Origin of the sequence: Rufibacter sp. XAAS-G3-1, assembly GCF_013623775.1 — a bacterium.
GTDB lineage: Bacteria > Bacteroidota > Bacteroidia > Cytophagales > Hymenobacteraceae > Nibribacter.
The window spans coordinates 37,543-60,435 of sequence record NZ_JABFAM010000011.1 but is presented as its reverse complement, the minus strand read 5'-3'; the positions used below and the strand labels follow the sequence as shown (position 1 = coordinate 60,435).

18 protein-coding genes are annotated in these 22,893 nt (G+C 52.1%); 10 read left to right on the top strand and 8 right to left on the bottom strand.

The genetic code is table 11. From position 1 onward, the window contains the following. Positions 1 to 258: 258 nt before the first annotated feature. From HHO50_RS13930 to HHO50_RS13920, 3 genes are all read right to left on the bottom strand, one after another. Positions 259 to 1,911 carry a M28 family peptidase gene (locus HHO50_RS13930; protein ID WP_255478742.1) on the bottom strand — a complete coding sequence of 551 codons (1,653 nt, stop codon included), beginning with the start codon at positions 1,909 to 1,911 and terminating at the stop codon, positions 259 to 261. A 121-nt stretch (positions 1,912 to 2,032) separates the two neighbouring features. Further along, entirely contained in the window at positions 2,033 to 2,524 is a 492-nt protein-coding gene (ispF, locus tag HHO50_RS13925) for a 2-C-methyl-D-erythritol 2,4-cyclodiphosphate synthase (protein ID WP_181306674.1), read from the bottom strand. A gap of 191 nt (positions 2,525 to 2,715) precedes the next feature. After that, positions 2,716 to 3,999: a pitrilysin family protein gene (locus HHO50_RS13920; RefSeq protein WP_181306673.1), complete on the bottom strand. Its 1,284-nt coding sequence runs from the start codon at positions 3,997 to 3,999 to the stop codon at positions 2,716 to 2,718. Between the two features lie 206 nt (positions 4,000 to 4,205). Here HHO50_RS13920 and HHO50_RS13915 point away from each other — a divergent pair, with 206 nt between their 5' ends. The 4 genes from HHO50_RS13915 to ytxJ all read left to right on the top strand — a co-directional run bounded on the left by HHO50_RS13915 (position 4,206) and on the right by ytxJ (position 7,269). Continuing rightward, the gene (locus HHO50_RS13915) at positions 4,206 to 6,185 is read left to right on the top strand and encodes a thiamine pyrophosphate-dependent enzyme (protein WP_181306672.1); all 1,980 of its coding nucleotides are present in this window, start codon (positions 4,206 to 4,208) and stop codon (positions 6,183 to 6,185) included. Positions 6,186 to 6,293: 108 nt separating this feature from the next. Further along, entirely contained in the window at positions 6,294 to 6,578 is a 285-nt protein-coding gene (locus HHO50_RS13910) for a hypothetical protein (protein WP_181306671.1), read from the top strand. Beyond that, entirely contained in the window at positions 6,575 to 6,895 is a 321-nt protein-coding gene (locus HHO50_RS13905) for a hypothetical protein (protein WP_181306670.1), read from the top strand. Before HHO50_RS13910 ends, HHO50_RS13905 begins: the two co-directional genes overlap by 4 nt. 35 nt (positions 6,896 to 6,930) lie before the next feature. Then, entirely contained in the window at positions 6,931 to 7,269 is a 339-nt protein-coding gene (ytxJ, locus tag HHO50_RS13900; RefSeq protein WP_181306669.1) for a bacillithiol system redox-active protein YtxJ, read from the top strand. Between the two features lie 262 nt (positions 7,270 to 7,531). Here ytxJ and HHO50_RS13895 read toward each other — a convergent pair whose 3' ends face one another. Further along, positions 7,532 to 7,939: an OsmC family protein gene (locus tag HHO50_RS13895; protein ID WP_181306668.1), complete on the bottom strand. Its 408-nt coding sequence runs from the start codon at positions 7,937 to 7,939 to the stop codon at positions 7,532 to 7,534. Between the two features lie 72 nt (positions 7,940 to 8,011). On the opposite strand from HHO50_RS13895, the gene HHO50_RS13890 reads away from it, so the two are divergent. The 5 genes from HHO50_RS13890 to HHO50_RS13870 all read left to right on the top strand — a co-directional run bounded on the left by HHO50_RS13890 (position 8,012) and on the right by HHO50_RS13870 (position 15,455). Then, complete coding sequence (locus HHO50_RS13890) at positions 8,012 to 8,785, top strand: hypothetical protein (RefSeq protein WP_370457596.1); 774 nt, start codon at positions 8,012 to 8,014, stop codon at positions 8,783 to 8,785. A 69-nt stretch (positions 8,786 to 8,854) separates the two neighbouring features. Beyond that, the gene (gene lipA / locus HHO50_RS13885) at positions 8,855 to 9,739 is read left to right on the top strand and encodes a lipoyl synthase (protein ID WP_181306765.1); all 885 of its coding nucleotides are present in this window, start codon (positions 8,855 to 8,857) and stop codon (positions 9,737 to 9,739) included. A gap of 474 nt (positions 9,740 to 10,213) precedes the next feature. Further along, positions 10,214 to 12,463, top strand: a complete 2,250-nt coding sequence (locus HHO50_RS13880; protein ID WP_181306667.1) for an ice-binding family protein — start codon at positions 10,214 to 10,216, stop codon at positions 12,461 to 12,463. A gap of 34 nt (positions 12,464 to 12,497) precedes the next feature. Next, positions 12,498 to 13,451: a type IX secretion system membrane protein PorP/SprF gene (locus HHO50_RS13875; RefSeq protein WP_181306666.1), complete on the top strand. Its 954-nt coding sequence runs from the start codon at positions 12,498 to 12,500 to the stop codon at positions 13,449 to 13,451. An 18-nt stretch (positions 13,452 to 13,469) separates the two neighbouring features. Continuing rightward, complete coding sequence (locus HHO50_RS13870; protein WP_181306665.1) at positions 13,470 to 15,455, top strand: OmpA family protein; 1,986 nt, start codon at positions 13,470 to 13,472, stop codon at positions 15,453 to 15,455. A gap of 984 nt (positions 15,456 to 16,439) precedes the next feature. Here HHO50_RS13870 and HHO50_RS13865 read toward each other — a convergent pair. Both HHO50_RS13865 and gcvP read right to left on the bottom strand, forming a co-directional pair. After that, positions 16,440 to 17,063 (bottom strand): DUF4136 domain-containing protein, encoded by a 624-nt coding sequence (locus tag HHO50_RS13865; RefSeq protein WP_181306664.1) that lies wholly within the window; start codon positions 17,061 to 17,063, stop codon positions 16,440 to 16,442. A gap of 291 nt (positions 17,064 to 17,354) precedes the next feature. Then, complete coding sequence (gcvP, locus tag HHO50_RS13860; protein ID WP_181306663.1) at positions 17,355 to 20,270, bottom strand: aminomethyl-transferring glycine dehydrogenase; 2,916 nt, start codon at positions 20,268 to 20,270, stop codon at positions 17,355 to 17,357. Between the two features lie 433 nt (positions 20,271 to 20,703). Between gcvP and HHO50_RS13855 the strand changes: the two genes are divergently transcribed. Next, positions 20,704 to 21,933, top strand: coding sequence for an NAD(P)-dependent oxidoreductase (locus HHO50_RS13855; RefSeq protein WP_181306662.1), 1,230 nt, complete (start codon positions 20,704 to 20,706; stop codon positions 21,931 to 21,933). Positions 21,934 to 21,948: 15 nt separating this feature from the next. On the opposite strand, the gene HHO50_RS13850 is transcribed toward HHO50_RS13855, so the two are convergent. Then, positions 21,949 to 22,407 (bottom strand): hypothetical protein, encoded by a 459-nt coding sequence (locus HHO50_RS13850; RefSeq protein WP_181306661.1) that lies wholly within the window; start codon positions 22,405 to 22,407, stop codon positions 21,949 to 21,951. 190 nt (positions 22,408 to 22,597) lie between these two features. Continuing rightward, positions 22,598 to 22,825, bottom strand: a complete 228-nt coding sequence (locus HHO50_RS13845) for a hypothetical protein (RefSeq protein ID WP_181306660.1) — start codon at positions 22,823 to 22,825, stop codon at positions 22,598 to 22,600. Positions 22,826 to 22,893: the final 68 nt, after the last annotated feature.

The window sequence follows — 22,893 nt, the reverse complement described above, 5'->3', positions numbered from 1 at the left end:
CTCTCTTGCTTTTTAGGCAGTTTTTAAGAAAATAGGCTAAAAGCACCTATTGGTTTCTGCCCTGTCTTTTGGAAGAAGCTGTCAAACTACAAAAATAACGTTGAACCAGCCAATAAGATATACTCCAAAAGAAAAAGGAGAGGGCACGTGCCCTCTCCTTTTTCTTTTGGAGTAGTCCTGAATCCAGAGATCTAAATCCAGAATGTTTTAACTCAGCACTCCAGACTCAGAACTCTGGACTAACGCGCAGCGTCGCGCTTATTTCTTATTGCTGTCTACTTTGATGCGCTCGGTGCGGTTGGCCAGGTCCCAGGCGGTGTAGAACACCAGGCGGGCTACTTTCTCGGCAGACGGGAAGTTGATTTTCTCCACGTCATCGGTAGGCTGGTGGTAGTCTTCATGCACGCCGTTGAAGTAGAACGCAATGGGAATGTTGTGCTTGGCGAAGTTGTAGTGGTCTGAACGGTAGTAGAACCGGTTGGGGTCGTTGGGGTCGTTGAAGGTGTAGTCCAGATCCAGCTTGGTATAGGTTTTGTTCGCGTTCTCAGAGATGGCGTGCAGCTCAGAGGAAAGCTTGTCTGACCCGATCACGTAGATGTAGTCTGGCTTGCCTTCGTGCTCTTTGTCATGGCGGCCAATCATGTCGATGTTCAAATCTGCCACGGTGTTCTCCAGCGGGAATATGGGATGGTCTGTGTAGTACTCAGAACCCAGCAGACCTTTCTCCTCGGCGGTTACGGCCAGGAACAAAATGCTGCGGCGCGGGCCGTGGCCGTTTTTCTTCGCCTGCGCGAACGCCTGGGCCAATTCCATCACCGCCACGGTGCCGGAACCATCGTCGTTGGCGCCGTTGTACACCACGCCGTTCTTGATGCCCTCGTGGTCATAGTGCGAGCTGATCACAATCAGTTGGTCTTTCAGGTCGGTGCCTTCCACGTAGCCCAACACGTTTTCAGTAGGCAACGGCTGCTTGTTACGGGCCGTCTTGATTTTTACGTTGGTGGCGGCTTTGTACGGAGAGGCCACGGCTTTACCAGCCTTGGCTACCGATGCGCCGTAGTTCAGGAGCTGCTCAGGCTTGGTGTTCAAGAGGGTGGCGGCCATAGAAGGCGAGATGTAGATGTTGGCGGCGCGCGGCTGCGCGGTAGACGCCCCAAACCCAATGGACGGGCGGGTTAACATGCCGGCGTAACGACCGGTCATCTGCTGGAACTCCGCATCAGTGGTGCCCATTACGACCAACACACTTTTCGCACCTTTTTTGGTGGCAGCGGCGGCTTTGGTGCGGGCATCCTGTGACCAGGTGCTCATTTTATCAGTGCCGCTCATTAAATAAGTGCCATCGGCTTTCTTAGGCTCACCCGCCAGCACCACCACGGCTTTGCCGGTTACGTCCAGGTTGGTGTAGTCTGAGTAGGCAGGGTCATCAATGCCGTATCCGGCAAATACCACCTGCGCAGTTTCCTCGTTCTGGTACGGCGAAGCACCCAGCACGAAAAAGTCTTTGCCCATGGTGAATCTTTTGGAACCCACGGTTACGTAGCCTTCGCCCCAGCTGCTTTTCTCCAGGTCAAACGTCTGGTAATACGGGTTAGAACCTGTTTTCACCGGGCCCGGCACGCCAATGGACTTGAAGTGATTGGCAATGTATTCGGCGGCCATTTTCTGCCCGCGTTCGCCGGTTTCGCGGCCTTCCAATGAATCAGAAGCCAGCACGCGCAGGTATTTCTCCATGTCGGCGGCGGTAATGGTGTTGGCGTATTGCGTGGGATCAGCAGCAGAACCCGTGGCTGCCGTCGCGTTGGTGCCAGTGGCCGTACCCCCCGCATTGGAAGCGGAAGGAGTTTGGGACGAGGAGCAAGCCGACAGAAAAGCGGCGGCCATGCCCAGCGTGTACAAATGCTTTTTCATGAAAATTGTTTGTTGTTCTGGTATATAACCTTAATTCTACTCAATTTCTGCCTAACGAACAAGCGATAGTCGTATTATGGCTGTTTTCGCGAAACTGAGGCAAAAACGGGCAGGTGGTAGTTTAGGCCGGAGTCTGATGAATCAGCACGGTGGCGTACGCGGCCACGCCTTCCTTCTTGCCCACGAACCCTAACTGCTCAGTAGTGGTGGCCTTGATGGAAATGTCTTCCTCCGCTACCTCCATTACCTGGGCCAGGCAGGTTTTCATAGCTGGAATATGTGGGTTCACCTTGGGCTCCTGCAGACAAACGGTAGAATCAATGTTGCCCACCTCATAGCCTTTGGCCCTGATCAGTTTCATGACCTCGCGCAGCAGGATCTTGCTGTCAATGCCTTTGTACTGCGGGTCTCGGTCTGAGAAATGAAACCCGATGTCCCGCAGGTTGGCGGCTCCCAGCAGGGCGTCGCAGATCACGTGGACTAACACATCGGCGTCTGAGTGGCCCAAGGCACCGTGGGTATGCGGAATCTGAATGCCGCCCAGCCAAAAGTCCAGGCCTTCCTGCAACTGGTGCACGTCATAGCCGAAGCCGGTTCTAATATTAAAGCTCATCTGTATGTTGATTTAGGGCTTATTTTAGGAAAATAGGCTAAAAGCGCATTTTCCTCTTTGGTCTGTAGATTTGGTTTTTTCGGGTGAACGGAAGCAGATTCTGACAAGAAGAAGAAGTCTTTTCCAGAGAATTCACCTGAGTTGACAAAGCCGTTTGGGGGCTGTTTTTTGCAAAACAGCCCCCAAACGGCTTATTCCTCCTCCAACATTTCTACTAGGTCTTCTCTTGCCTCGCTGCCGGGAGCGGCTTTGTAGAGCAGCGTGGAGCAGTTCTCGGGACGCAGAATTTCCTGGGCTTGCCGGAAAATGTCTTCGGAGGTGACCGCCTGGATTAAAGCGCCTTCTTCATTGACCAGGTTGGGATTGTCCATCAGTTTGCCCACGGCCAGGTTCAGGGCGCGGTTCAGCAGTTCAATCTCTGAGAAGACAATGGAAGTCTCGGCCTGGTTTTTTACCTTCTGCAGTTCTTCCTCACTGATGTGCTCGGCCTTGATTTTCTCCAGAATGGCTTCCACGGCGGCATTGGCTTCCTGTGGGTCTACGCCCACGTTCAGTTTGCCCTGAATAATGAGCAGGCCGGGGTCCATGGAACCGGTAGGCGACGCCGAGATGGAATTGAACAGCTTTTGCTCTTTCACCAATTCATTGTACAGCCGGGATGAGTCGCCGCGGCCCAAGACATCGCCCAGCAAATCGGCGGCGTAATAGTCTGGGCTGGTGCGGGCGGGCATGTGGTAGGCTTTGTAGAGGGCGGTCAGCGGCACCTCGGCCTCAACTTCCAGGTAGCGGGCTTCGGTCTGGCGGGGCTCCACGGGTAAATTGCGCTCGTACCTTTCGCCGCCCGGGATAGGCCCAAACCATTTCTGGGTGAGTTCCTTTGCGCGCTCAAAGGTGATGTTGCCGGCGATGACCAGAATGGCGTTGGCAGGCGAGTAGTGTTTCTTGAAAAAGGCCCGCACATCATCCATCACGGCGTTTTCAATGTGGCTTACTTCCTTGCCAATGGTGGCCCACTGGTACGGGTGCTGCTGGTACGCCAGCGGCCGAAGTTTGAGCCAGACATCGCCGTAGGGTTTGTTCAGGTAGTTCTGCTTGAATTCCTCTACCACCACTTTGCGCTGCACTTCCAGGCCGTTCTCGTTGAAAGCCAGATCCAGCATGCGGTCAGATTCCAGCCAGAAACCCGTTTCAATGTTCTGGGCCGGTACGGTGAGGTAATAATTGGTAATATCCGCTGAGGTGAAGGCGTTATTCTCACCGCCCGCCTGCTGCAAGGGCTCGTCATAACTAGGCACGTTCACCGATCCGCTGAACATCAGGTGTTCAAACAGGTGGGCGAAGCCGGTGTGTTGTTCGTCTTCATCGCGGGAGCCTACGTTGTAGAGCACGTTCAGCAGCGCCAGGGGCGTGGTGGTGTCTTCGTGTACAAGGCAGCGCAAGCCGTTATCTAAGGTGAATTCTTTGAATTGAATCATATACAAAGGGCTAAAGATGCTCCTTCAAAAGGATATTCTAGTAACGCGGAGAGCCTTGCGGTGTTGCAATGCCCTGCCGGGGTTTCCGTTTAGGGCCTGATTTCTGAAAAACAGGCCCTAAACCACAAAAGTAAAAATAACTGGGCTAGAATTTCGCCCCTTCATTGAACTCCGTAAATTTACGTCTCGCAGAAACCGCGAAAACCATGAAATTCAACAGAAAAGACTACACAGACGACGATCTGCTGCACTTATACCGGGGTATTCTCAAACCCCGCATGATTGAGGAGAAAATGCTGATTCTGCTGCGCCAGGGCAAAGTGAGCAAATGGTTCTCGGGTATCGGGCAAGAGGCCATCTCGGTGGGTTCTACCCTGGCGCTGGATCCGGACGAGTATATTCTGCCCCTGCACCGTAACCTGGGCGTTTTCACCTGCCGCGACATTCCGTTAGACCGCCTGTTTGCGCAGTTCCAGGGCAAGAAAACCGGCTTTACCAAAGGCCGCGACCGCTCTTTCCATTTCGGGAGCAATGAGCACCACATTGTGGGCATGATCTCGCACCTGGGCCCCCAGTTGGCCGTGGCCGATGGCATTGCCCTGGCCGAGATGCTGGACAAACGCGAGAAAGTGACCCTGGTGTACAGCGGTGACGGCGGTGCCAGCGAAGGCGATTTCCACGAGGCGCTGAATGTGGCCGCCGTGTGGAGCCTGCCGGTTATTTTTATCATTGAGAACAACGGCTACGGCTTGTCTACGCCCAGCAATGAGCAGTTCAAGTGCCAGTACTTCATTGACAAAGGCCCGGCCTACGGCATGGATGCGTTGCAGATTGACGGAAACAATGTGCTGGAAGTGTATGACACGGTAAGGCAGGCCGCCTACAGCATCAGGAAGAACCCGCGCCCTATGCTCATTGAGGCCATGACCTTTAGAATGCGCGGGCACGAGGAAGCATCGGGCACCAAATACGTGCCGCAGGAACTGTTTGAGCGCTGGAGCAAGAAAGACCCGGTAGAGAACTTTGAGAAGTACCTGCTGGATGAAAAAGTGCTCACGCCTAAACTGCTGGCGGCCATCAGAGAGGAGTTCAAGGAAGAGATTGAACGCGGCTTGGAAGTGGCGCACAACACGCCCATGCCTGTCCCAGACGTGAAGGAAGAATTAGCCGATATGTACGCGCCCTTCATCCAGACGGTGATGAAGCCCAAAGACAGCACCCGGTCAGAGCGCCGCTTTGTGGATGCCGTGTCTGACGGGCTTCGGCAAAGTCTGGAGAAATATCCGGAGTTGGTGATCATGGGCCAGGACATAGCCGAGTACGGCGGCGTGTTCAAGGTGACCGAAGGTTTTGTAGAGAAATTCGGGAAAGAGCGCATCCGCAACACGCCTTTGTGCGAGTCGGCTATTCTGGGAATCGGGCTGGGTATGTCCATCCGGAAGAAAAAAGCCGTGGTGGAGATGCAGTTCGCTGACTTTGTGACCGCTGGTTTTAACCAGATTGTGAATAATCTGGCCAAAAGCCACTACCGCTGGGGCCAGAACGCCGATGTGGTGGTGCGCATGCCCACGGGCGCGGGCGCGGCCGCCGGGCCGTTCCACTCGCAGAGCAATGAGTCCTGGTTTTTCCACACGCCGGGCCTCAAGATTGTGTATCCGTCTACCCCCTATGACGCCAAAGGTCTGTTGAACGCGGCCATTGAAGATCCTAACCCGGTTATGTTCTTTGAGCACAAACTGCTGTACCGCGCGCTGTCAGAAGCCATTCCAGACGATTACTACACCGTGGAAATAGGGCGGGCCCGCCTGGCGCAGGAAGGAAGCGACTTTTCCATCATCACCTACGGCATGGGCGTGCACTGGGCCAAGCAACTGCTGGGCACCATGCCAGACGTGTCTGCCGATATCCTGGACTTGCGTTCGCTGCTGCCCTGGGACAAAGAAGCCGTTCAGCAGACCGTCACCAAAACCGGCCGCGTGATTGTGCTGCACGAAGACACCTTGACGGGTGGCATAGGGGCCGAGATTGCCGCCTGGATTTCTGAGAACTGCTTCACGCAGTTAGACGGGCCGGTGATACGCGTGGGTGGTCTGGATACCGCTATTCCGTTTGCCCCGCCGCTGGAGCAGGAGTTCTTGCCCGTGAAACGATTAAGAGAGAAAGTAGAGGCGCTGCTAAGTTTCTAAAAGACAAAGCTTTCTGTTTTAAGGCTGTTTTTGTGAAATCAGGCTTAAAACAAAAAGCAGGACAGCCAACGCAAGTAGCCATACGTATATAATTAGGTTGAACAAGGTATGAAAAAGACGCGCTTTGCGGCAGGAGTGGTGCTGCTGTCCATGGGATTGATTTTGGGAGGTTGTAACTCCAACAGGATTGCTTGCCCCGATGTCTCGGGAAAGAAGAAATTCTCCTTGTTCAAGAAGAAGGAAATCACCCAGGCAGACCAAGCCGATGAAGGCCGTGATTACGGCGGGCGAGACATGGACTATGACAAAGCGGGCTTGCTCAAAAAGAAGAAAACCAGAATACCGGTTCCCAAACGGAAGCAAAGCCTTTTCCAGAAAGTAGGGTTGAAATGAAACACACGTTCCTCGCAGTTCTTGTCTTGAGTCTGGTGCTGGCAACTTTGCCGCCCGTGGCTGCCCAGACCGCGTATACCACGGCCGGTAAGCAAAAGCGGGAACTCCGCAGCAGCCTCAAGGAAGCAAAGCGCATAGAAACAGATTATAATGCATCACATCTGAACGTGGATGCGTACAACCACCGAAGAGGGGAGAATGGCCGGAAACTAAAGAAGAGGAAAGACCTGATGCCTATCAAGGAAGACGGCACAGCGGTCATGAAACCTAAATTATTTTCTAAAAAGAGCGCCCTAGCAAAAGCCAAAAGAAAGTAAGGCGTTCTGTTTTAAGTCTTTTACAGATCAAAACCATGCAGTGGAATCCTATTAACAGTATTGAGCAGATAGAGCAGATCAAAGAGGAGTCAAGAGAACAACCCGTGGTCATCTTCAAGCACAGTACCACGTGCTCCATCAGTGCTACCGCCAAAAGCAGATTGGAGCGGCAGTGGGCAGATGCAGGCCTGGAGAATGTGAAACCCTATTATCTGGACTTGTTGAGCCACCGGCCGGTGTCGGCGGAGATTGCGCAGTCTTTTGCGGTAAAGCATGAGTCACCGCAGCTCTTGCTTATCAAAGACGGGCAGTGCCACTACCACGGTTCCCATTTAGGCATCAGTTTGCAGGAAGTAAAGAGATTTGCCTCCTAAGCAGAAGAACAGATCCCGCAGGAAGTAGTTATTGATAAACTACTTCCTGCGGGATTCTTTTTAGGGCTTGTTTGGATTTTGGCTTCGTAAGCTCAACTGACAAGAGAAAGGTTCTGCAGATTGGTTTCAAAGCCTCGTAGCCGCGCTACGAAGGCGATGAAAGCGCGAACGCAGGTTCTCTCTATGGCCGGTGCAGCATAAAAGACAAAGTTTAAACAAGCTCCTATATTAAATACGTAAGGTATTTCGTTCTATATCAGCGCTAAGCATAGTGGAACGAAACCGACTGGGTGATGTCTGGGTGCAGGCTAAGGGCGACCGGACAGGTGCGGGCCGCGTTTTCAAGCATCGCCTTCTCTTTGTCTGTAAACGTTCTGGCGGGCATTTGTACTTCCAGCACAACCTCAGAGATACGGCGTGGGTCGGCCGCCATCTTTTTAGTGATGGCCATGGTCATGCCGGTTAAATCAATGGCGTTGCGTTCGGCCACTATGCCCATGATGGTCATCATGCAGCTGCCTAGTGCACTACAAGCCAGATCAGTGGGCGAGTACGCTTCACCACGGCCGTTGTTGTCAACGGGGGCATCTGTGACCAGGGTGTTGCCAGAGGCAAGATGGGTTCCCTGGGTGCGGAGTTGACCAGAATAGGTTAGTGTCATTGAACTCATTTTCTTACTATTTAAGATTTGCAGGTGCTTGTAAAGTTACTTACTTTTAAACAAAACTTAGCCTTTTGCTCTGTGCGCAGATTTCTATTGGTGCTTGTGACCATATGCTTTCTTCCTGTTGGGTTGGCGTTTGCCCAAACCGCTGAAGAAGAGGAAGGCTATTCCAGGGAGTTCACCTACGGGCTCAACTTTAACTCCAACGGTGGGCTTCTGGGCGGAGCCATGATCAAACAGGTGTACCATATGGGTGGAAAATGGTACCAGTTCTGGGCCCTGGAAGGCGTAGAGGTCAAACACCCCAAAGAAACCCGCCTGCAAAACCTGCAGAACGGAGCCTCCTTCATCAATGGCAAAAACAATTATCTGTTTGTCCTGAGACCGCAGTACGGCCGGGAATACACTTTTTTCAGGAAAGCGGCTGAATCTGGCGTACAGGTGAACGGGATAGTGGCGGCTGGCCCGTCTTTGGGCATCATGGCCCCCTACTTTATTGAGTATGACCGCAGCAACTATGTGTTAGATCCCAGAACGCAGCAATATTATCTGTCGGGCCCCGTACTCATCAGTACAGAGCAGTATGACCCCAATATCCATACCAATGAAGGGTTGATTGTGGGGGCTCCGGGTGTTTTCAAAGGCTTAAGTGAGCCAAGTTTCAGAGTAGGCGCCAACGTGAAGGCGGGTGTATCCTTTGAGTACGGCCGTTACATGGAGAGCGTGACCGGTATTGAAGTGGGTATGCTGCTGGAAGCCCTGGCCGGAGATATCACCATTATTCCGGATGCCCCTACCCGCAACGTATTCATGTCTGTTTACCTTACCTTGTATTACGGGCGTCGCCGTTGAACGATCCTTTCCCCCTGGCTGTTTTTTGCCTATCCGCTCCTTACTTAGTACCTTTGTGCCATGGATCAATTGATTGCGTTGCCGGTTATCCAACCAGCAGAAGCTCAAACTAAAACCCGTAAGCCAGACTGGCTGCGCGTGAAACTGCCCGTGGGCAAAGAATACGCCAAAGTCAGACAACTGGTAGACACCTATAAGCTACATACCATCTGCGAAAGCGGAAACTGCCCGAACATGGGAGAGTGCTGGGGGGCCGGCACGGCCACTTTCATGATTCTGGGCAACGTATGTACCCGCTCCTGCTCTTTCTGCGCCGTGGCCACGGGCCGACCGAACGAATATGATTTAGATGAGCCCCGCCGCGTGGCCGAAGCCATCCAACTCATGGGCGTGAAGCATGCCGTGATCACCTCGGTGAACCGCGATGAACTGAAAGACCGTGGCGCCAGCGTCTGGCATGAAACCATTGTGCAGATCAAGAAGCTTTCTCCCGAAACCACCATAGAGACGCTTATCCCAGACGTGAAAGCGAACTGGGAAGCCCTGGAAGTAATGATCTCTGCCGGGCAGGAAGTAGTTTCCCACAACGTGGAAACCGTGAAAGCCCTTTATCGTCAGGTGCGTCCGCAGGCCAAATATGACCGTAGCCTGGAGCAGATCAGGCGCATCAAGGAATACGGCAAGCGCACCAAAACCGGCATTATGCTAGGCCTGGGCGAAACACAGGAGCAAGTCTATGAAGCCATGGATGATTTAGCCGCCAACGGGTTAGACATTCTTACCTTAGGCCAATACCTGCAGCCTACCAAAATGCACCTGGAAGTAGCCGAATTCATTCACCCAGATTTGTTTGCGCATTACAAAGAAGAAGGCTTGCGCCGGGGTTTGAAGTACGTAGAATCTGGCCCTCTGGTGAGATCTTCCTACCACGCTGAGCGCCATGTGCACGTGTAGCGTTTAGATGCTCTTTTTACAAAACAGCCCTTAAAACAAGAAGCTCCGCCAATTGGCGGAGCTTCTTGTTTTAAGGGCTGTTTGCATTAATCAGAGTAGGTTGATACAGAGATTAAAAATAGAGGTTATGAAATATTAGGTAGAAAGATGTTTGAATAGTTATGTATGTTTGTGTTTTTTTTAAGAAATAGATCATATTTGCCTTTAAATAAAACTAACAACCTGCGTATTTATACTTAACTTGCCAGAAAAATAAATATTCTGCTTTAAGTAATGTTTGTTTAACACTTGTTTTATTCAAATAACCCAGTTTTTCTCATTTGAGACAATGGCTTCAAGTTGCTGATTACAAGTAACTTTTGTCTTTTGCTGGATTTCTTGAATTATTCATTTTAATTAAAACTATAAAATATATGGTATTTTAAATATAATTTATTTGTCTTTCCTGTTTCTGTCAATTCTTTTAAAGTTTACATGAAGAAAATTTTACATCTCATTGCAGCATTGTTTGCTGTCTCTCTTTCCATAAGTGCCCAAACCCTAAACCCTCCTTCCCTTGGAGAGGCGCGTGGTTTCGCGGTGTTAGGCACTACTGCTGTGAATAGTACCGGTAGTAGTGTGGTGTATGGTGATCTAGGTACTTCGCCCGGTAATCTGGTTACCGGTTTTACCACGGGTATTGTAGTAGGTGATATTGAGCGCGGTACTACGGCGGCGGCGAAAGCCAAAACAGACGTGGTACGGGTGTACAATGAACTGGGCCAATTCACTTCTACCCAGGATTTAACCGGCCAAACGCTGGGCGGCGGATTCACTGCCTCTGATGCGGCGGTGAGGGGCACCACGCTTAACCGGGGTGTCTACAACTACAATGGCAATGCCCGCATTAGCGGCCGCCTTAAGTTTGATGGGCAGAACAACCCCAACTCCATTTTCATCATTCAGGTAAATGGCGATCTGGTCATTGATCCAGGCTCTGCCATCAATGTTTTCAATGCCAGCGTCAACAACATCTTCTTTCGGGTAACCGGAAACATAACCGTTGGCACAGGCGGAGTGGTGGGAGCACCTTCCAATCTAAGCGGGAACTTCGTGGTGCAGAACAATGCGCTGCTTAGCCTGGGTACCAGTCTGGTAGGCCGGGTTCTTTCGGCTGCGGGAGACATAGCACTTAACAATAACAACATCTCTCTGCCAGAGCCAGTTACGACAGGTACCGGTGACAACAATGGCGGCGATGAGGGGGATGATGACGGAGACGGCAATGACGACGGTGGTGATGGAGATGATGGTACTCCCGGAAATAATCCTCCGGTCAATGCTACTTTAAGAATCTCGAAGTCAGCCAATGGCACCAACTTCATTATTGGGGAGAACGTGATGTATACCATACAGGTCACCAACACCGGGCCGGGAGACGCCACCAATGTAACCGTAGAAGATAAATTGCCGGCTGGGCTATCATTATTGCCTCCCACAGAAGCAAGCCAGGGAACCTACAACGCCACCACGGGAGTTTGGGCCATCGGCTCGCTAAACGCTAACCAAACGGCCACCTTACGCATTACCGCCAAAACCACGGTGCTGGGTCTGATCACGAACACCGCCGTTATTGGCGGCGGCGATGAGTCTGATGACGCTACCATCTGTGTGCGGCCAGAACTGCCCAATGTGGTAGGAGCCCGCGAAGTATGTACCAACGGTTCTGTAACCTACGCGGTGAGCAACGTCTCTTTTGGGGTCACCAGCCTGGCCATAGTAGTGCCGCCTACCAGCGGCCTGGTCATAGAATCTCAATCACTTTCTGCCTTTACAATCAAAGCAGGCGCTACCACTTTGCCTGGAACGTATTCTATTACGGTAGTGGCGGTGGCTTTGGGTAATTGCCAGAACAGTGTGGCTTTCCCGGTAGAATTGATTGTGAGAGCGGCACCTGCTACTCCGGTCATTACCACTCCACAGGTAACCGGACTATGTTCTGCGCTTACGTACCAGTACAGCATAGCGCAACCGGAAGAAGGCGTGGTGTACACTTGGAGCGTGACCGGAACCGGCTGGGAAAGAACAAGTGCCGCTACTGGTACGCAGGTACAGGTAAAAGCCGGAACAGGCCCTGGTAGAGTAACGGTAGTGGCAACGAACGCCTGCGGTACCGCTACGGCTTCTACGCAAGATGTTGTCCCAAATCCGGCCCCTATTACCCCGGTCATTATCAATAACAGTGGCCCGTGTACAGGTCTGGCTTACTCTATCTCTAACCCTGTTGCCGGGTTGGTGTATACCTGGACAGCGCCTGCTGGCTTCACGTTTGCAGACAACAGCACCACCGCTACGGGCACCTCTGTGACGCTTAAATCCTCTGACTTGAATGCGGTGGGCACCCTTGCCGTGAGCGCCAGCAATGCCAGCACCTGCTCTAGTGGCTTGGCCTCGGCCGAAGTAAGAGCTTCTGATGCGGGTACTGAGATTGTGGTTCCCACGGTATTCAGCCCTAACAGCGACGGCATCAACGATGCGCTGGTAATCCGGAACCTGCTGAACTTCCCAGACAATGACCTGACCATTTACAACCGTTGGGGCAATGAGATCTACAAAACCAAAGGCTATAAGAATAACTGGATGGCCAGCGGCCTGGAAGAAGCCACTTATTTCTATGTGCTGCGCGTGAGAGGCTGTGATGGCAAAGACCAGGTGTTCAGAGGCCCGGTACAGGTAGTTCGCTAAGCAGAGACATTCCAAAAATAAATTTCAAGCAGAAATGAAAAGACTTTTAATCATAAGTATAGCCATGCTAGGCGCGGTGAGCAGTTGGGCGCAGCACAGGGCTCAATTTTCGCAGTACATTTTTAACCAACTGGTGATCAATCCGGCGTACGCCGGGAGTAAGGAAACACTCACGATCAATGCCTTCCACCGTACCCAGTGGGTGGGCCTGCAAGGGTCGCCCAATACCCAGTCCTTCAGCATAGACGGGCTCACCAACAACAGCCGGATAGGGCTGGGTTTTCATGCCACCAGAGATGAAATCTTCGCTCAAAACCGCAAGAACATAGAGGTGGACGCCGCCGTGAAAGTGCCGGTAAGTGAAACCGGTGTGCTTTCCTTCGGGTTGGCCGCCGGGGTGTCGCACTTTGCGGTGGACGGCACCAAGCTGGTTACCGGGAACGACCAGGACGACCCTGCCGTGGTAAATGCCCAGAAAGAAACTACTTGGAGCCCTAGCCTGAAAGCCGGTATCTTCTTCCATACAGAGCGGTTCTACGCCGGTGTGTCGGTGACTGATCTATTGGGCATTGACAAGGACATCAACTATGACCCGGAGCGCCATTACTTCCTGAACGTGGGGTATGTGGCAAACATCAGCCGGAATATCAAGGTGAAACCCAGCATCATGCTCAAAGAGAATTTTGATGGCCCTACCAACGTAGATTTTAACGCTTTTTTCCTGTTTGGGGAGCGCATTTGGCTGGGAGGCAGTTACCGTACGGCCATGAACATCTTCAAGAATGATTTTGAAGGCAAAGGCCTAAGCTCCAAAGATGCCCTGGTAGCCATAGCAGAATTGTATGTGACCAAACGGCTACGCTTAGGCTACGCCTATGACTTTACGCTGCACAGCAACCTCAATGATTTGAGCACCCATGAAATATCTGTTGGATACAGTTTCCTGAAAAAGGAAGAGACCAAAATGGTGACCCCCCGGTATTTCTAATTCTAACCAGACGCATCTATGTATAAATTATACAAATCTCTTTTACTTTCCTTCATTGCCGGTAGTGTAGCCTTGAGCGGTTGCCAAACCACTCGTAAAGCCGACAGGCTGTATGAGAACTATGATTATGCCCTCGCCATAGAGGAGTTTCAGGAGGTTTTTGCCAAAAAGACCCCAGATTTGCAAGGTGCCCAGCGGCTGGCAGATTCTTACCGCCTCACCGGCCGTACCGTGCAGGCAGAGCAGTGGTACGCTAAAGTGGTGGCCATGCCCGAAGCTGATCCTATCAATACCTATTACTACGCTGAGGCGCTGAGAAGCAACGGGAAGTACTTTGAGGCCAAAACCCAATACCAGGAGTACGCCATTAAAGTACCCGCCGAAGCCGCCAAAGCCCACGCGAAGGCCCAGGCAACTGATGCAGCCTTGAAATTGCTGGAGGAGCCACCCACCGCCATTGTCGTCAATGAAACCCAGATCAACTCCGGAAATTCAGACTTCAGCCCAACGGTTTATGAAGACGGCATCTTGTTCACCTCAGACCGGGGTGGTAGCATGGGCAACGCCAAAGCCATAGATGCCGGCGCTTATGGCTGGACGGGTCGTCCGTATCTGCAAATGTTCTATGCCCAACGCAACCAAGACAGTACCTGGCAACCGCCAACCCTAGCCAGTGCCACCTTAAACTCGGTGTACCATGACGGCCCCGCGGTGCTAGACTCCGGTAATACTACGCTGTACTTTACCCGCACCAAAATGGTGAAGAAAGTGCCGGAGAATGCCAACATGGATCCTACCAGTTGGGTAGTGGAACCGATTGAGAACGAGTACGTGAACCGGCTGGAGATTTATTCGGCGCGGCGGAACGGTTCTGCCTGGGCAGGAGTAAAACCCTTCAAATACAACAAGGTAGACGAATATAGCGTAGGCCATCCGGCCATTTCGCCCAACGGGCAAGTGCTGTACTTTGTGTCTGACCAGCCCGGTGGCTACGGCGAAACGGACATTTACTTCTCAGAATTTCAGTCTGACGGAAGCTGGAGTCAGCCGGTAAATGCCGGTAACACCATCAATACCAGCGGCAAAGAAATGTTCCCGGGCTTTGACCAAGCCGGTAACCTGTATTTCTCCTCAGACATGCACCCCGGGCTGGGAGGCTTGGATGTGTTCAAAGCGAAGGGCAGCCGTACCACCTGGACTACGCCGGAAAATCTGCGCACACCTATTAACTCTCCTAAAGATGATTTCGGGATGGTGTTCATGCGGGGAGCCGGAAATAGCCTGGCGGGTTACCTGTCTTCTAACCGCGACAGCAACAACGGCACAGATGACATCTACTCCTTTAAGCTGTTGAGCAACGCTGTTCTGCTGGTAACTACCTTAGAACGGGTGCAGGTGAAAGGCAAGAACAGCATCAATCAGCCGCTGGCCGATGTCCGCCTGAAATTGACTCCGCAGAACACTGCAGACTCTACCGTGGCCTTCTCAGACCGCAACGGCGAATACAAGTTTGGCGTGATGAAAGGCTCTACGTATGATCTGAAAGGCGAGAAATTCGGCTTCTTGACTCAATCTGCCCTAGTAGCCATTGATACGGTAAACCTGGCAGATACCACCCGCGTCACGCTCATCTTTGACAAAAGCCAGCGGGAGCAGACCATTGCCGTGGAGAACATCTACTATGATCTGGATAAATGGAATATCCGCCCAGATGCCGCTTTGGAACTGGACAAACTGGTACGCATGCTGAAGGATAACCCCAGCATAAAGATTGAACTAGGTTCACACACTGATAGCCGCGAAGGCCACGGCTACAACCAGATTCTCTCTGAGCGCCGGGCCCAGTCAGCAGTGGAATATCTAGTAAGCCAAGGCATAGCCCGCAACCGGCTCACCTGGAAAGGCTACGGAGAAACCAAGCTGAAAAACCGCTGTGCAGACGGGGTAGAATGTACCGAAGACGAGCACCAGATGAACAGAAGAACCGAATTCAAGATCAAGTAAGACTAGATAAACCTTCTCAAGAAGTGAAACAAAAGAGCCACCTAGAAAGGTGGCTCTTTTGTTTGGCAGCATTTCTGGGAAGTACGTTTTGGGCCTCACCCTACTGAGTTGACTTAAATCTGTGAGGCCTTGGAGACCTTAAAGGCTTCCACGTTATAGGCCTGTTTTGCGGAAAACGGGCTATAAACGGTATTGGCGCAGACACTTGAAGGAGCTGCGCCCGCTACGAGGTCTTTGGAGCAGGCGGCATTACGGAAGCAAACAGGTAGAAAGTACTGGCGCGCGACTCTAGTCTCGTGCCACCGGATGAAGCGAGTCTCCAGAATTGCCGGGAACCATGAGCAGTTTTGCGGGAGGTCAGGTTAATGTTTAGGGATCGTATGCATACAGGAGAATGGGAGTAGACCTAGTTCTGTTTTAAGAGCTTGTTTAAATTTGAGGTTTGCTGGCGAAAACGGCCAGAGAAAGGTTCTGCGGAAGCGTTTTTTGAGCAGCGTAGCAGCGCTACGGTGCGAGAAAAAGGTGAACGCAGGTTCTTTTTATGGTCGTTTGTAGCGCAAAGATGAAATTTAAACAAGCTCTAAGCCTATTTTTCAGAAAACACCTCAAAAATATTCTGGCTGACTACTTTTTTGACACTTTGTGTCACCGCTGTTCTGCTTTCTGGCTTAATCTCATTCTGCTTCTACCCTTCTTCTCTCTCGCTTCTACCTTTTTTCCCTCTCTCACTCTCCCTTCTCTGTCATCCTGAAAGGATCTTGTGGGCGAACTAGAAAGGCCTCTATTCTATGGAAGGCGTTTTCTTTTGTAAAACAAGGAGAAAGTATCATCAGTAGGGAACAGGCATGATTACCGTTCGCCTACAAGATCCTTCCAGATGACAAAGGGGAGAAGGGGATGAGCGTAAATAAAGCCTCTACAAAAAAAGAAACCCCTCGCCACAGGGAGGGGTTTCTAGGCTATTTTCAAGAAAACGGCAGTTAATTACCGGCGGGCAGTGGCCCTTTCCTCAGCCTGAGGCGGGAATTTTGCCAAGATGCTGGAAACAATCGCCTGCACCTTCTCATCGGTTAAGGAACGCTCAGTAGCGGCAGTAGCGCTGCTTCCGCGCCAGATCAGTTCATTGCTTTTGGCATCTACCACGTCCAGAATCAAGGTGCCTTCCTGATAGTCCTGTACCGTGGTGGTGTTATACAGACGGTTGTAGGTGTAGGCATAACGGTAGCCGTACCAATAGCCGTAGCCAATAGACGGGATGCTCATAAAGTCAGGACGCAAACGTTGCTGGTTCTCAATGGTGAAGTCATAGGCCAGCAACATGTCTGGTTTGTCAGAAGCAGAAGCTTTCTGGAAGCCTCTACGCTGCATCTCAGTTTCTACCGCGTTTTTCACCCGTTTGTCTAAAAACGTGGTGTAGCTGCGATTGGTAGAATCCTTCGCAACGGGTTGATCCTGGTACCAACGCCAGGTTTTGTACGCCTGAAAATTAGTGCCTTTGTCAAAGTCAGTGGCAACGTTGTACGTGGTGGCACAGCCGGTGAAACCTACCACCAGTAGTCCCATCATTACCCCCATTACCCACTTTGCTATCTTACTGAATGGTTTCATAGGATGTATACCGTTTTAGTGTTTAAAGAATAGAAAGAACATCACTTGAGAACCGCTTCCCCTGCTTTGAAGGATAATATCTGAACTGAGGAAAGTGTTTCGGGAAATGTCTGTCCGTTGTGATTATACACAAAAACTATGCCCATATTATACCGAACGGTTTATTTTTTTGCGGGCATTTTTAACTTGTCTGAAGGGCCGTTTCCAGGCTGTTTTCTGTAAAATAGGCTTAAAACAAAAACGCCTGCGGAAGCTCCGCAGGCGTTTTCTGAACTGATATTCCTATTGAACTTAAATGGCTTTCATCTCTTCGCCTTGCTCGTTGTAGGCCTCAATAGGAGCGCAGCTACACACCAGGTTACGGTCGCCATACGCGCTGTCAATGCGGCTCACGGTTGGCCAGAACTTAGCGGTACGGGTGTAAGGCACTGGGTAAACGGCGCGCTCGCGGGTGTACGGGAAAGACCAGTGCTCGGCCAGGGCCACGTGGGCCGGGTGCGGCGCGTTTTTGAGCAGGTTGTTTTTCTGATCAGCGGCACCTTCCTCAATCTCCCGGATTTCCTCCCGGATGGAGATCATGGCGGCGCAGAAACGGTCCAGCTCTTCTTTGCTCTCGCTCTCCGTAGGCTCCACCATCAAGGTACCGGCCACTGGGAACGATACAGTGGGCGCATGGAAACCGTAGTCCATCAGACGCTTCGCAATGTCTTCCACTTCAACCCCGGCCTTCTTGAAAGAGCGGCAGTCTAAGATCATCTCGTGGGCGCAACGGCCGTTGGAGCCAACGTACAATACCGGGTAGTGCTCCTCTAAGCGCGCCTTGATGTAGTTCGCGTTCAGGATCGCCATTTTGGTGGCCTCGGTCAACCCTTCGCCGCCCATCATGTTGATGTAGGCGTAAGAGATGGGCAGAATGCTGGCGCTACCCCAAGGGGCCGCCGATACTGCGTTGATCGCTTCCGGGCGTTCCAGGTCTACAACCGCGTGGCCGGGCAGGAAAGGAGCCAGATCTGCTACTACACCAATTGGGCCTACGCCTGGGCCGCCCCCGCCGTGCGGAATACAGAAGGTTTTGTGCAGGTTCAGGTGACACACGTCAGCACCGATGTTCGCCGGAGAGGTCAAGCCTACCTGGGCGTTCATGTTGGCCCCGTCCATGTACACGCGGCCCCCGTTCTGGTGAATGAGTTCGCAGATCTCAATAATGCTTTCCTCGTACACGCCGTGGGTAGACGGGTAGGTTACCATCAAGCAAGACAGGTCATCTTTATGCTCCTCGGCTTTCGCTCTCAGGTCTGCTACGTCAATGTTGCCTTTCTCATCGCACTTCACAATCACCACTTTCATGCCGGCCATCACTGCGGAGGCAGGGTTGGTGCCGTGCGCCGAGGATGGAATCAAGGAGATGTTGCGGTGATGGTCGCCGCGGGCTTCGTGGTAGGCTCTGATCACCATCAGACCGGCGTATTCGCCCTGGGCACCGGAGTTGGGTTGTAAGCTCATGGCCGCAAAGCCGGTTATCTCGCATAACCACGCTTCCAGGTCTTGGAAGATTTGCGCGTAGCCTTGGGCTTGGTCGGCCGGGGCGAAGGGGTGCATCTGCCCGATCTCTGGCCAGGTCACTGGAATCATCTCGGCGGTGGCGTTCAGTTTCATGGTGCAGGAACCCAGCGGAATCATACCGTGCGTCAAAGAAAAGTCTTTGTTCTCCAGGTACTTCATGTAACGCAGGATTTCGCTCTCAGAGTGGTACTTGTTGAAAACCTCGTGCTGCAGGTAAGGAGAAGTCCGGATCAAGGCTTCTGGCCAGGTAATCTCGGTTTCCTCCGGAATGGCGTCCAATTCCAGCGTGGCATCCGGTTTACCGGCTACTTTCGCGAAAACGGCCAGAATCTCCTTCACCTCGTCCAGATCTGTGTTCTGGTTGATGGAAATCCCGATGTTGTTGTCCCCGAAATAGCGGAAGTTGATCTGCGCCGCTTCGGCTTCCCGGCGGATGGCTTGTTGCAACTCCGCGCTCTCTATGCGGAGGTTCAGGGTGTCAAAGTAGTTTTCGTTCAGTTGCTCAAAGCCTAAACGCTCCAGACCTTTCGCCAAGATTTGAGTCAGGCTGTGGATGTTCAGACCGATGTATTTCAGGCGGCGCGGGCCGTGGTACACCGCGTACATGCCGGCCATTACCGCCAATAAAACCTGGGCGGTACAGATGTTAGAAGTCGCTTTCTCTCTCCGGATGTGCTGCTCACGGGTCTGCAAGGCCATGCGGTAGGCTTTCTGCCCGAACGCATCCTGAGACAAACCAATGATACGGCCCGGGATAGACCGCTTGTACTCGTCTTTGGTCGCGAAGAAACCGGCGTGCGGCCCGCCATAGCCCATGGGAATTCCGAAGCGCTGCGAAGAACCGATGACTACATCAGCCCCCATCTCACCCGGTGATTTCAGCAAGGTCAAGCTCAACAGATCAGCGGCCACGGCTACCGGTACGCCCGCCTCGTGGGCCTGGGAAATGAAGCTGGTGTAATCGAACACCTCCCCGTCGGCGGCCGGGTATTGCACCAAAGCACCAAACAAGGTGTCGTCCTGTACGTTCAGCTTGCGGTGATCACCCATCACCAGTTCAATGCCCAGCGGCGTGGCGCGGGAAACCAATACGTCCAGGGTTTGCGGCAATACCTGGTCAGACACAAAGTAGCGGTTCGCGTTTTTGCGGTTGCCTTTGCGCAGGGAGTATTGCAGGTTCATGGCCTCAGCGGCGGCGGTAGCCTCATCCAGCAAAGACGCGTTGGCGATGGCCATGCCGGTCAGGTCAATGATCAGGGTCTGGTAGTTGATCAGGGCCTCTAAGCGGCCTTGGGCAATCTCGGCCTGGTAAGGCGTATAAGCAGTGTACCAACCCGGGTTCTCAAAGATGTTCCGCTGGATCACCGGCGGCAGGATGGTGTCATGGTACCCCAACCCGATGTAGGATTTGTACAGTTTGTTCTGCTTCGCGATCTTGGCGAACTTCCGCAGGAAATCGCGCTCGGTCAACGGAGCAGGCAGGTTCAACGGTTTCTTCAGGCGAATAGCCGGCGGCACCGTTTCATCTATCAGTTGGTCTAAAGACGCGGCCCCAATGGTTTGCAGCATTTCCTGCATCTGCTCTTTTACAGGGCCATTGTGGCGTTCTTTAAAGATATCGGCAGGCTTGGTTTTAAAGATCATTTATCGCTGGAATTTAGGTAGATAAGTTCTTTTGCTCTGTAACAAATGTTTGGTGCAAATGATTTTACAAAAGTACGGGTTAAAATTCACTATTTACAGAGAGAGCCCTTAAATTGCGGCACCGGCTAGGAGGGGAAAAAGGGTTTTTGCCCTATTTTCAAAGAAACAGCCTTAAAACGCTCCCTCTGCCCGTTGGCAAGAGAGAGCCTCCTTGCCCGTAAAGAGGAGGCATCCCGCTGATGCGTTTTGGGGCTGTTTTGCGGAAAACAGCCCCAAAACCTGTGAGGTCTCCAAGACCTCACAGGTTAAGAAAGTACTGGCGCGGGGCTCAAGCCGCGTGCTACGGGATGAAACGAGTCTCCGGCCTCGCCGGGAGGAGCCACCAGCAGAATTGCATAACGTCAGGTTCAGCCTGCCCTTGGATCATTGCCCTATGGAAAAAATAAAGATTGGTGTACTACGCGAAGGAAAGGTGCCCACGGACAAGCGCGTGCCCCTCACGCCCAAAAAATGCCTGGAGGTGCTGCAAACTTTCCCGCAGGTGCAACTGGTGGTGCAGCCCAGCCCCATCCGGTGTTTCTCAGACGAAGAGTACGCCAACCTGGGCATTCCGCTGAAAGAAGACCTGAGTTCCTGCGATGTCCTGTTCGGGGTGAAAGAAGTGCCCGTAGACCAGTTGCTTCCAAATAAAACCTATTTCTTCTTTTCGCACACCATCAAGAAACAAGCCCATAATCAGAAGCTGCTGCAAGCCATTCTGGAGAAGAAGATCACCCTCATTGATTACGAGACCATCACCAACGCGCAAGGCGAGCGGGAAGTGGCCTTCGGCCGATGGGCCGGGATTGTGGGCGCGTACAACGGCCTGCTCACCTACGGCCGTAAATGGAACCTCTACCACCTGAAGCCCGCGCACCAGTGCCAAGACATGGAAGACATGCTGGAGGAGTTCTTCAAGGTGAAAACGCTGCCCAGCATCAAGATTGCGGTGACCGGCGGCGGCAGGGTGGCGAAGGGGGCCATTGAGGTGCTGGAGCGCATGGGCATCAAAAAAGTAAGCGTCTTTGATTACCTCTACAAAGAGTTCTCTGAGCCGGTGTTTGTGCAGCTGCGCTCCTCAGACTACCACGTGCGGCCCGATGTAGAGGTATGGGACTCTCAGGATTTCTACCAGAGCCCACACCTGTATACATCTTCGTTCCAGAAGTTCGCTAAGGTAACCGACCTGCTCATGGCGTGTGCGTACTGGAACCCGGCGGCCCCCGTGCTGTTCACCCAGGAAGACATGCAGCGCCCAGATTTCAGGATCAACACCATTGCCGACATCACCTGTGACGTAGACGGTTCCATCCCGTGCACCAAGCGGGCGGCCACCATCGCAGATCCGGCATTTGACTACAATCCCTGGACAAATGATTTGGAGGAGGCCTACAGCTCTGAGAAGAACATTACGGTGATGGCGGTAGACAATCTGCCCTGTGAGTTGCCCAGAAACGCGTCGCGCGATTTTGGCCGGCAGATAATTGACAAGATTCTGCCGCATTTGTTTAACGGCGACAAAGAGGGCGTTTTAAAGAATGCGACTATCGCCAAGAACGGTAAGCTGTGCGGGAAATACGGGTATCTGGAAGAGTACGCCTATTCTACGCAAAGCAGGCGTTAGTACGTGTTCTGTTCCTTAAAAAGCCGGCGCCATTTCTTTACGGGTAGCAAAGGAAGATTCGTTTACGGTGGGCAGTGGGTTGGAGATCCATTCCAAAGAAGAGGCCACGTCTTCAAAATACTGCAACTCAAAGGGAATGGAAGGATAGTGGGTGTACACCAGTTGGTTTAAGTCCAGTAAGCCGGCACTGGTGGCAGATTCCAGTACCGCTATCTTACGCAGAGACGTTTTTATGAGCAGCGGGAAGGCCACGTCAATAAACCAATCCTGGTCTTGGGGCGGCAGGCTCTTCAGTTTACGTATGTCATAGATACAGGCGAACAACTTCTTGGCTTTGATGAGTTCTATGATGGACAGCAGGTTTTGCCTGAAAGTGGCACTAGGTATAAACCGCTCACACTCCACATGGGCGGCATTGAGACTGGCGTCTACATACACGTTCGTATACGGTGATCTCTGACTGGTAAAATTCACAACAAACGGCTTTATTCTTCTTGATTCTTGGAGGGAAGGCAAATATAGTACCTTCTTTCTGGTTTATATCATTATGCCACAAAAAAATTGAATAATTTCAGACAGTCCTACACAAAAATACCTCCGTTGGTAAGAACATTCGTTCCCGCCAACGGAGGCAAAGTCTTTGATTGAATGACCGAATGGCCTTCTACTGGTTCTCCATTTTATCGGCTACGCCGTCATCTACAGGCTCATCTTGTACCTTAATAGTATCTGTATCTGCCGGGGAAAGAAGAGAATCTGTTTCGGCGGCTATATCTTCTGCGGCCGATTCAGCGGTGTTTTCTACATTTTGAGCCGTTTTTGATTCACAAGAGGCAAATCCGAAGGCCGTTGCCATCAAGGCCGCTGCCAATATTTTTGGTGTTTTTTTCATAGTGTTGGTACGTTGGTTTCGTTGAAGCCTGTATACGGTAAATACAGACTTAAGATTAAAACACTAGG